Here is a 5,289-nt window from a genome sequence, read left to right as displayed (position 1 = left end):
GCCGCTTCCCCGTACGCCGGCGGGGGCGTCGGCTCGTCCCGCGGGCCGGCCCAGGCCTCGTCCGGTTCGGAGTGGCGTTCGCGCCCGGCCCCACGCCCGCCGCGGCCACGCCCCCTCCTCCATTGCCACCGCAGTCGCCATCGCCGCTTTCCGATGCGGAGCCCCCGCGGCTCGCTCGGGGACTCGCCGGTGGGCGCGAAGGTGCGGGCGCCGTAGTCGCGATACTCGGCCGAGTGGCGCGACCGCGCTCGGCGACCCGCTTCCCCGTACGCCGGCGGGGGCGTCGGCTCGTCCCGCGGGCCGGCCCAGGCCTCGTCCGGTTCGGAGTGGCGGGCGCGTCGCCGCCGGCCCGACGTGTCCTCGCCCGCCGTTTCGGGCCCCTCGGCGCCGGCCCAATTGCTGCCCGGCGTGCCCGGCGGCAACCACAGTCCGGACGCGCCCACGGGCTGCCAACCCTGCACCTGCGGCTCCGGCTGTGGCGCCGGCGGCGGCTGGCGGGGTTCGAAGCGCGGCTCGGGCTCGGGCGGCGGGGCGACGTACGACGGTTGCGGCGGGGTCGGCGGTGGCGGCTGCTCCTGCGGCGGTTCGTACTGGTAGGGGATCCGATCACGGCGGGGCGGCGGCGGGCTCTGGGGCTGCCGGGGCGGGAACAGCGGTTCCTCGGGCACGTCGATGATCGCCGTTTCGTCAACGCGCCCCGACGGGTTGTCCTGGGGGACTGAGTTGACCCGATCGCTGGCGACCCAGTCGTAGGGCGCGTCACGCGGGGTTTCGCCGTTGCGGTCCCACTCGCTGTACGCGCGTTCGGGTGCCGCCTCGGTTTCGGGCGTCTCCAGGGCCGGCCGCTGGGCGAGGTCGGTATCGAACAAGATCTCCAGGCTGGTGCGCAGCGCGCTCAACTCCGCGCGCAACTCGGCCAGATCGTCGGCGGCTTGCGCGCGCAACTCGGATGCCAGCTCCCGGCGCAGCTGGGACTCGACGGTCAGCTCGTACTCGCGCCGGGCCGAGATCTCCCGATCCAGCTGCAAGTCGTACACCAGCTTCAGGTCGCGCACGCGGGATTGATCCGCGTCGCTCTGACGGCGGTACAGCACCGAGACGAACGCGCCGGCGACTGCGGCCCACAGGGCCAGGATTACAGCGAGCTTGAGGAGTTCCACCCGATTGGTGAAAACCAGCGCGGAACTGGCCCCCATCGCAAGGACCAGCAACGCGGTCAAGAGCACCCAACCCGGCCTGCGGCCGCCGCGCCGAACCCGGGCGCCGCGGGACAGAACGGTCATGGCCTGACTGTACCTGCGCGAGGTCAATCCGCGTGTCGCCCTACTCCGGCGATTCTCACGCTGTTGTCGGCCGGGTCACAGCGGGGCTAGTTTTCGGCGCCTTCCCCGTGCTCGGTCTGGTCCGGCGGCGACTTGCAGCAATGCTGCAGCCACAGCGCGGCGAGGATCAGCGCCAGCGCGCTGACGGCCGCGACCACGGTGCCGGTCGTGTCCTCGGCGGCCGCCCGCAGCCAGGATCGTCGCGGCAGGAAATAGACCAGGATCCCGACCCACCAGCCCAGCATCAGCGCACCCACCCAGGCCGACGCCTTGGCGATGATCAGGCTGCGCGCCACCGCCAGCGGGTGCAGCCAGCCGGGGCCAGCGCCGATTTCGCCGTCGTTGATCTTGGCCCGCACGTAGCGCGCCCATAGGGCCTCGGCGACGGCGACCGCCAGCAACGACAACCCGGTCCACACCGTGATCGGCGGAAACCACCGGTAGAGGCCGTTGACCAGCAAATAGCCCACCACCGCTGCGGCGACCACCGCGGCCGTCAGGTCACGTTTCCTGGTCGGCCCCATCAGCTTTCCGGTTCCCGGTCGGCCTGAGCCTCGCCCGCCCGGTGCAGCTTCAGGTCGGTCAACCGGACGCTTTCCCGGTCGGCGGGGTCCAGCTGGGCGAGCAGGCCCGAGACCGGTTGCGGGCCGCCGGCGACGGTCAACTGGGCATCCGGGTCGATGGCGAGCCACGGGATCATCACGAAGGCCCGCAGGTGGGCCAGTGGGTGCGGCAACGTCAGGTTGTTCTCGCGGGAGATCACCTCCGCCTCGCCGTAGCAGGCGATCAGGTCGACATCGAGGGTGCGCGGGCCCCAGCGCTCGCCGCGCACGCGGCCCGCGGCCCGTTCGAATTCCTGGGCGCGGCGCAACCAGCCCTGCCCGTCGCACGCCGGGTCGTTGGCGATCAGCACCGCGTTGAGAAACGGGCCCTGATCGACCCGGCCCCAGGGGTCGGTTTCGTAGACCGGGGAGACCGCGAGCACCTTCTCGCCCAGCCCGTCGACGACGGACTGCAGCCGGGCCAGGCGGTCGCCAAGGTTGGAGCCGATGGAGAGGACCACCCAGGTCATAGGCGCCGCTCCGCGGGGATCACCGAGCCGCGGCCGCCACGCCGGGACCGGCGCACCACCACCGCGACGTCGGAGAACTGCTGCGGGATCGGAGCCCGCGGCTTGTGCACCACCACCTCGACGGCATGCACGCGCTCGTCATCCATCACCTGATCGGCGATCTCACCCCCGACGGTTTCGATCAGGTTGCGCGGCGGCCCGGCCACGATGTCGGCCGCGAGCTGGGCAAGGCGGCCGTAGTCGTAGGTGTCGGCCAGTTCGTCGCTGGCCGCGGCCTGCGCGAGGTCGATCCACACCGTCATATCGATGACGAAGTCCTGCCCGTCAGCGCGCTCGTGCTCGAAAACTCCGTGTCGCCCACGAATCGTCAACCCCCGCAATTCGATTCGATCAGCCATCGTCTCCAGCCAGCTCGGTCTGCTGCGTTTCGGTCTGCGTCCAGGCCCCCACCACCTTGAGGGCGTCGGCCGTGGCCCGCACGTCGTGCACGCGAACGCCCCACGCCCCGTACAGCGCGGCCAACGCGGAAATCACCGCGGTCGCCGTCTCGCGGCCGGCGGGCGGCCGCGGCGAGCCATCCGGTCCGGCTAACAAGGTACCGAGGAACCGCTTGCGCGAGGCGCCCAGGAGCACGGGGATTCCGGTGGCCACCAATTGCGGCAGCGCGCGCAGCAGCGCCCAATTGTGTTGAGCCGTCTTGGCGAACCCGAGTCCCGGGTCGATCACCAGCTTGGCGGGGTCGACGCCCGCGGCCACCGCGGCGTCGACGCTGGCGAGCAGCTCGGCGCGCACTTCGGCGACCACGTCCCCGTAGTGGGGGGCCGCATGTGGACGCTCGGCGGACACCGAACGCCAATGCATCAGCACCCAGGGCACGCCTGCGTCGGCCAGCAGCGGCGCCATCGCGGGATCGGCGCGCCCGCCCGACACGTCGTTGACGATCCGCGCGCCGTTCTGCAGCGCCGCACGTGCGACGTCAGCGTGCATGGTGTCGATGCTTACCGTAAGCCCCTCTGCCACAAGTTCTTTGACGACGGGAATTACGCGAGAGGTCTCGATCTGGGAGTCGATGCGGGTGGCGCCGGGCCGGGTCGACTCACCCCCGACGTCGACGATGTCCGCGCCCTCGGCGGCCAACGCCACCCCGTGCGCCACGGCGTTGCCGGTGTCCAGATAGCGGCCGCCATCGGAGAACGAGTCGTCAGTGACGTTCAGGACTCCCATCACCCGCACAGGCGCCGACTCACTTACGCAAGATGAGGTCGAGCGCTTCGGCTCGAGAAGCCGCGTTGGATTTGAACTGTCCGCGCACCGCCGAGGTGGTGGTGGTTGCGCCGGGCTTGCGTACGCCGCGCATGGCCATGCACAGGTGTTCGGCCTCGATCACGACGATCACCCCGCGCGGGTTGAGTTTCTTCATCAGGGCGTCGGCGATCTGGCTGGTCAGCCTTTCCTGCACCTGCGGGCGCTTGGCGTAAAGGTCGACCAGTCGCGCGATCTTGGACAGCCCGGTGACGCGCCCGTCGGCGCCGGGGATGTACCCGACATGGGCGACCCCGTGGAACGACACCAAATGGTGTTCGCAGGTCGAGTACAGCGGGATCTCCTTGACCAGCACCAGTTCGTCGTGCTCCTCGTCGAACATGGTGTTCAACACGCTGTCGGGGTCGGTGTAGAGACCGGCGAACATTTCGCGGTAGGCGCGTGCGACGCGAGCGGGCGTCTCCCGCAGGCCGTGCCGGTCCGGGTCCTCGCCGACGGCGTACAGCAACTCCCGGACTGCGGCCTCTGCGCGGTCCTGGTCGAACACCCGAGTTGAGGGAGTGGCGGTGTCCGGGCCCAAACCGGTTACTGCCATCGAATCCTCCGTTTCGTCAGCCGTGAGCCGGCGGATTGGACCGGCTTACGTCGTCGTCTTGCTGGTCGGGAGACCTTGCGCCGTCCGGGTCGGGCAGACTCGGCGGCGGGTAGGGCGGATACGGCGGGTAAGGGGGCTGCGCCTGACCCTGACCGGGGTGGCCCTGCTGGCCCGGGTGGCCTTGCTGCCCCGGATAGCCCGGGTAGTGCCCCGCCGGCTGCGGCCAGTACGGCTGCTGCGGGGCCTGCGGCGGCGGGTACCAGTAATTCGGCTGCTGATCCTGCGGCGGCCATCCCGGCGCGTGCCAGCCGGCGGGCGCGCCGTAGTCCGGCTGAGTGGGGGCGTGCGGCGCGCCCGGACGGTGCCCCGCGCCTTGAGATCCGTTGCCGCCGTTGTTGTTTCGGTCGGCGTCCGCGCTCGCGGCCGCGGCGGCCTGGCTGGCCCGCGCGATGGCCGCCTTGAACGCCGGCTCGGGAACCGGGGGCGGCCACGGCTCGCCGCGCTCCATCGCCAGCTCGCCGGGCGTCTTGATCGGCGGCTTGTCCGACGGGATGCGGCCACCGAAATCGTCGAACATCGTGAGCCGAGGCCGCTTTTCGACGTCGGCGAAGATGCCCTCCAGCTCGGCGCGGTCAAGTACGGCACCGAACACGGTGATCCCTTCCTGGGCCGCACCATGGGCACGCAGGCCGACTACTCCCACGAGGTCGCCCGCGACATCGACGACGAGATCCGCAAGCTGATCGAGGCGGCTCACACCGAGGCGTGGGAGATCCTCACCGAGTACCGCGACGTGCTCGACACGTTGGCCGGCGAACTCCTGGAGAAGGAAACGCTGCACCGCGCCGAGCTGGAGGGCATCTTCGCCGACGTCGAAAAGCGGCCTCGGCTCACGATGTTCGACGATTTCGGTGGCCGCATCCCGTCGGACAAGCCGCCGATCAAGACGCCCGGCGAGCTGGCGATGGAGCGCGGCGAGCCGTGGCCGCCCCCGGTTCCCGAGCCGGCGTTCAAGGCGGCCATCGCGCGGGCCAGCC

At 71.1% G+C, this 5,289-nt stretch carries 7 protein-coding genes and 1 pseudogene; 1 reads left to right on the top strand and 7 read right to left on the bottom strand.

The window, feature by feature from the left end:
• From A5681_RS04285 to A5681_RS27000, 7 genes are all read right to left on the bottom strand, one after another.
• Positions 1-1,283: DUF6779 domain-containing protein (locus A5681_RS04285; protein ID WP_231996209.1), on the bottom strand; the 1,283-nt coding region annotated here is incomplete at its 3' end.
• Positions 1,284-1,369: 86 nt separating this feature from the next.
• Positions 1,370-1,846: a DUF3180 domain-containing protein gene (locus A5681_RS04280; RefSeq protein ID WP_067269726.1), complete on the bottom strand. Its 477-nt coding sequence runs from the start codon at positions 1,844-1,846 to the stop codon at positions 1,370-1,372.
• Entirely contained in the window at positions 1,846-2,394 is a 549-nt protein-coding gene (folK, locus tag A5681_RS04275) for a 2-amino-4-hydroxy-6-hydroxymethyldihydropteridine diphosphokinase (RefSeq protein ID WP_067269724.1), read from the bottom strand. Before folK ends, A5681_RS04280 begins: the two co-directional genes overlap by 1 nt.
• Positions 2,391-2,792 (bottom strand): dihydroneopterin aldolase, encoded by a 402-nt coding sequence (folB, locus tag A5681_RS04270; protein WP_067269722.1) that lies wholly within the window; start codon positions 2,790-2,792, stop codon positions 2,391-2,393. Before folB ends, folK begins: the two co-directional genes overlap by 4 nt.
• Positions 2,785-3,618: a dihydropteroate synthase gene (folP, locus tag A5681_RS04265; RefSeq protein WP_067269720.1), complete on the bottom strand. Its 834-nt coding sequence runs from the start codon at positions 3,616-3,618 to the stop codon at positions 2,785-2,787. The genes folB and folP overlap by 8 nt, the downstream gene beginning before the upstream one ends.
• 19 nt (positions 3,619-3,637) lie before the next feature.
• Positions 3,638-4,252: a GTP cyclohydrolase I FolE gene (gene folE, locus A5681_RS04260; protein ID WP_067269718.1), complete on the bottom strand. Its 615-nt coding sequence runs from the start codon at positions 4,250-4,252 to the stop codon at positions 3,638-3,640.
• Between the two features lie 16 nt (positions 4,253-4,268).
• Entirely contained in the window at positions 4,269-4,904 is a 636-nt protein-coding gene (locus A5681_RS27000; protein WP_419866290.1) for a hypothetical protein, read from the bottom strand.
• Between A5681_RS27000 and A5681_RS26995 the strand changes: the two are divergent.
• Positions 4,872-5,289: pseudogene (locus A5681_RS26995) on the top strand (cell division protein FtsH); the annotation flags it as partial. The gene A5681_RS27000 and the pseudogene A5681_RS26995 overlap by 33 nt on opposite strands.

Source organism: Mycobacterium scrofulaceum, assembly GCF_001667885.1.
In the GTDB taxonomy this organism is placed as follows: Bacteria; Actinomycetota; Actinomycetes; order Mycobacteriales; family Mycobacteriaceae; genus Mycobacterium; species Mycobacterium scrofulaceum_C.
This window is presented reverse-complemented; position numbering and strand designations above follow the sequence as displayed.